General features: G+C 68.8%; 2 protein-coding genes. One reads left to right on the top strand and one right to left on the bottom strand.

Features of this window, described 5'->3' with window-relative positions:
• Window positions 1-172: 172 nt before the first annotated feature.
• Window positions 173-1,645 carry an NAD-dependent succinate-semialdehyde dehydrogenase gene (locus tag AC1DOC_RS24780; protein WP_478079279.1) on the top strand — a complete coding sequence of 491 codons (1,473 nt, stop codon included), beginning with the start codon at window positions 173-175 and terminating at the stop codon, window positions 1,643-1,645.
• Window positions 1,646-1,684: 39 nt separating this feature from the next.
• Here AC1DOC_RS24780 and AC1DOC_RS24775 read toward each other — a convergent pair.
• Window positions 1,685-3,537 (bottom strand): excinuclease ABC subunit UvrA (locus AC1DOC_RS24775; protein WP_478130692.1); only part of this gene is annotated, 1,853 nt, incomplete at its 5' end.

The following is a 3,537-nucleotide window of genomic DNA, read 5'->3' as shown; positions in this document are numbered from 1 at the left end:
ACGCTCCCGCCGATGGGGTGCCTTGCGCAGCGAAATAAAGGAGGAGGCCGCAGGCCGGAGGACATTCGCGGAGCAAGGTACCCCGTCGGCGGGAGCGCGCCCCGAACAGCAGCCTCACCAAACAAGACTCTTCAACCCAACAGATCGCAAAACAAAACCGAGACCATCGACCATGAAAACATCTCCTCTCGCATTGCTGAACGACCCGACCCTCCTGAAGACAGACGCGCTGATTGCCGGCGAATGGATTCAAGGCAAGAGCCGCTTCGATGTGAACGACCCTGCCACAGGACAGAAGCTGGTCGACGTGGCCAACCTCACGCGCGCGGATGCCGCACTCGCCATTGCCGCCGCCGACAAGGCCCTGGCCGCCTGGCGCGGCAAGACCGGCAAGGAGCGCAGCATCGTGCTGCGCAGGTGGTTCGACCTCTTGATCGCCAACACCGAAGACCTCGGCCGCCTGATGACCGCCGAACAGGGCAAGCCCTTTGCCGAGGCCAAGGGCGAGGTCGTCTACGGCGCGAGCTTCGTCGAGTGGTTTGCCGAGGAAGCCAAGCGCGTGAACGGCGAGGTGCTGCCGCAGTTCGACAACAACCGGCGCCTCCTGGTGATGAAGCAGCCCATCGGCGTGTGCGCGGCGATCACGCCGTGGAATTTTCCGCTCGCCATGATCACGCGCAAGGTGGCGCCGGCGCTGGCCGCGGGCTGCACGGTGGTCATCAAGCCGGCCGAGCTCACGCCGCTCACGGCGCTGGCCGCCGCCGAACTGGCCATGCGCGCCGGCATTCCGGCGGGCGTGCTCAACGTGCTCACGGCCGACAGTGGCAACAGCATCGCGATCGGCAAGGAGCTGTGCGAGAGCGGCGTCGTGCGCCATCTGAGCTTCACGGGCTCCACTGAGGTCGGCCGCATCCTCATGAGCCAGTGCGCGCCGACGGTCAAGAAGCTGTCGCTGGAACTCGGCGGCAACGCGCCCTTCCTGGTGTTCGACGATGCGGACGTGGATTCGGCCGTCGAGGGCGCCATGGCCAGCAAGTACCGCAACGCCGGCCAGACCTGCGTGTGCGCGAACCGGCTGTATGTGCAGGAAGGCCTCTACGACGCCTTCGTCGAGAAGTTCGCGGCCAGGGTCAAGGCGCTGAAGGTCGGCAACGGCTTTGAAGATGGCGTGGTGCAGGGCCCGCTGATCGAGGACGCGGCCATCGACAAGGTGCAGCGGCATGTGGCCGACGCCATTGCCAAGGGCGGCCGCGTGCTGGCGGGCGGCCACCGGATGCAGGGCCAGTTCTTCGAGCCCACCGTGATTGCCGACGCCAGCGCCGACATGCTGTGCGCGCGCGAAGAAACCTTCGGGCCGTTCGCGCCGGTGTTCCGCTTCAAGACCGAGCAGGAGGGCATCGATGCGGCGAACAACACCGAGTTCGGCCTCGCGAGCTACTTCTACACCCGCGACGTCGGCCGGATCTTCCGCGTGGCGGAAGCGCTGGAATACGGCATGGTGGGCATCAACGCCGGCGTGATCGCCACCGAGCATGTGCCCTTCGGCGGCGTGAAGCAGTCGGGCCTGGGACGCGAAGGCTCGCACCACGGCATGGACGACTACGTCGAGATCAAGTACCTCTGCCTGGGCGATATCCAGAAATAGGAAACCAGGCTGGGCGGGGGCAGCGCCCCGCCCTGCCCGCTACCGCGCCAGCACCGGCGCCAGGGCCACGCCGGTGTGCGTGCCGAGCCGCACCACTTCCTCCGGCGGCGCCGCGGCCACGATGCGCCCGCCGGCGTTGCCGCCCTCGGGCCCGAGGTCGATGATCCAGTCGGCCTCGGCGATCAGGTCGAGGTCGTGCTCGATCACCACCACGCTGTGGCCGCCGTTCACCAGCCGGTGCAGCACGTGGATCAGCTTCTCGACGTCGGCCATGTGCAGGCCCACGGTCGGCTCGTCGAGCACGTACAGCGTGTGCGGCGCCTTCTGGCCGCGGCGCGTGACGTCGTCGCGCACCTTGCTGAGCTCGGTCACCAGCTTGATGCGCTGCGCCTCGCCGCCCGAGAGCGTGGGCGAGGGCTGGCCCAGCGTGAGGTAGCCCAGCCCCACGTCCTTCAGCAGCTGCAGCGGATGGCTGATGTTGGGCATGGCCGCGAAGAACTCGACCGCCTCGTCCACTTCCATCTGCAGCACCTCGCCGATGCTCTTGCCGCGCCAGCTCACGGCCAGCGTTTCGGGATTGAAGCGCGCGCCATGGCAGACCTCGCAGGGCACCTTCACGTCGGGCAAAAAGCTCATCTCGATGGTGCGCACGCCCGCGCCGTCGCAGCCGGGGCAGCGGCCTTCGCCGGTGTTGAAGCTGAAGCGGGCCGGGCCGTAGCCGCGCGCCTTGGCTTCGAGCGTGTCGGCGAACAGCTTGCGGATGGTGTCCCAGAAGCCGATGTAGGTGGCCGGGCAGCTGCGCGGCGTCTTGCCGATGGGGGTCTGGTCGACCTCGAGCACGCGGTCGATGCTCTCGTAGCCTTCGACGCGGTCGCAGCCGGACCAGGCCGGGCGCTTGCCCGCGGCGTCGGCGTCGCGGCCGGCCTTGGTCATGCGCTGGACCACGATGCCATGCACGCTGGCCAGCAGCACGTCGCGCGCGAGCGTGGACTTGCCCGAGCCGCTCACGCCGGTCACCACCACCAGGCGGTGCAGCGGCAGCGTGGCGGTCACGTCCTGCAGGTTGTGCAGATCGGCGCCGTGCACCGTGAGCCAGGCATTGGCACTCGCTCCCTCCCCTCCCGGGGGAGGGTTGGGGTGGGGGCTCGCGGCGTTTGCACGGCCAGCGGTCTTCTTCGAGGCCGTCGTGCCCCCTCCCCGGCCCTCCCCCGGAAGGGGAGGGAGAGGAACCAATCGCCGTTCGTGCAAGGGATGCTTGATCGCATCGCGCAGGTAGCGCCCGGTCTGCGAATCGCCCGCCTTCTGGATGTCGGCGACCGAGCCCTCGGCCACGAGGCGGCCGCCGCGCTTGCCGGCGCTCGGGCCGATGTCGATGATGTGGTCGGCGCGGCGGATGGTGTCTTCGTCGTGCTCCACCACCACCAGCGTGTTGCCCTTGTCGCCGAGCTTGTGCAGCGCGTCCAGCAGGATCTGGTTGTCGCGTGCATGCAGGCCGATGGTCGGCTCGTCGAGCACGTAGCACACGCCCTGCAGGTTGCTGCCGAGCTGCGCGGCCAGGCGGATGCGCTGCGCCTCGCCGCCGCTCAGCGTGGGCGCGCCGCGGTCGAGCGTGAGGTAGCCCAGGCCCACTTCTTCGAGGAATTCGAGCCGGCTCCTGATCTCGGGCACCAGGTCGCGCGCGATCTCGGCTTCGCGGCCCGTGAGCGCCAGGCCTTCGAACCACTGCCGCACCTCGGTCACGCTCATGCGCGCGAGCTCGGTGATGCCGATGCCGCCCATGCCGTCGGCGACGGATGCGCCGAAGCCCACCGCGCGCGCCGTGGCATTGAGCCGCGTGCCTTCGCAGGTCGGGCAGGCGGTGTCGGCCAGGTCTTCGGTCGGCCAGGTCTTCG

It is taken from the genome of Variovorax sp. 01T439_2 (assembly GCF_056398445.1).
This window is presented reverse-complemented; position numbering and strand designations above follow the sequence as displayed.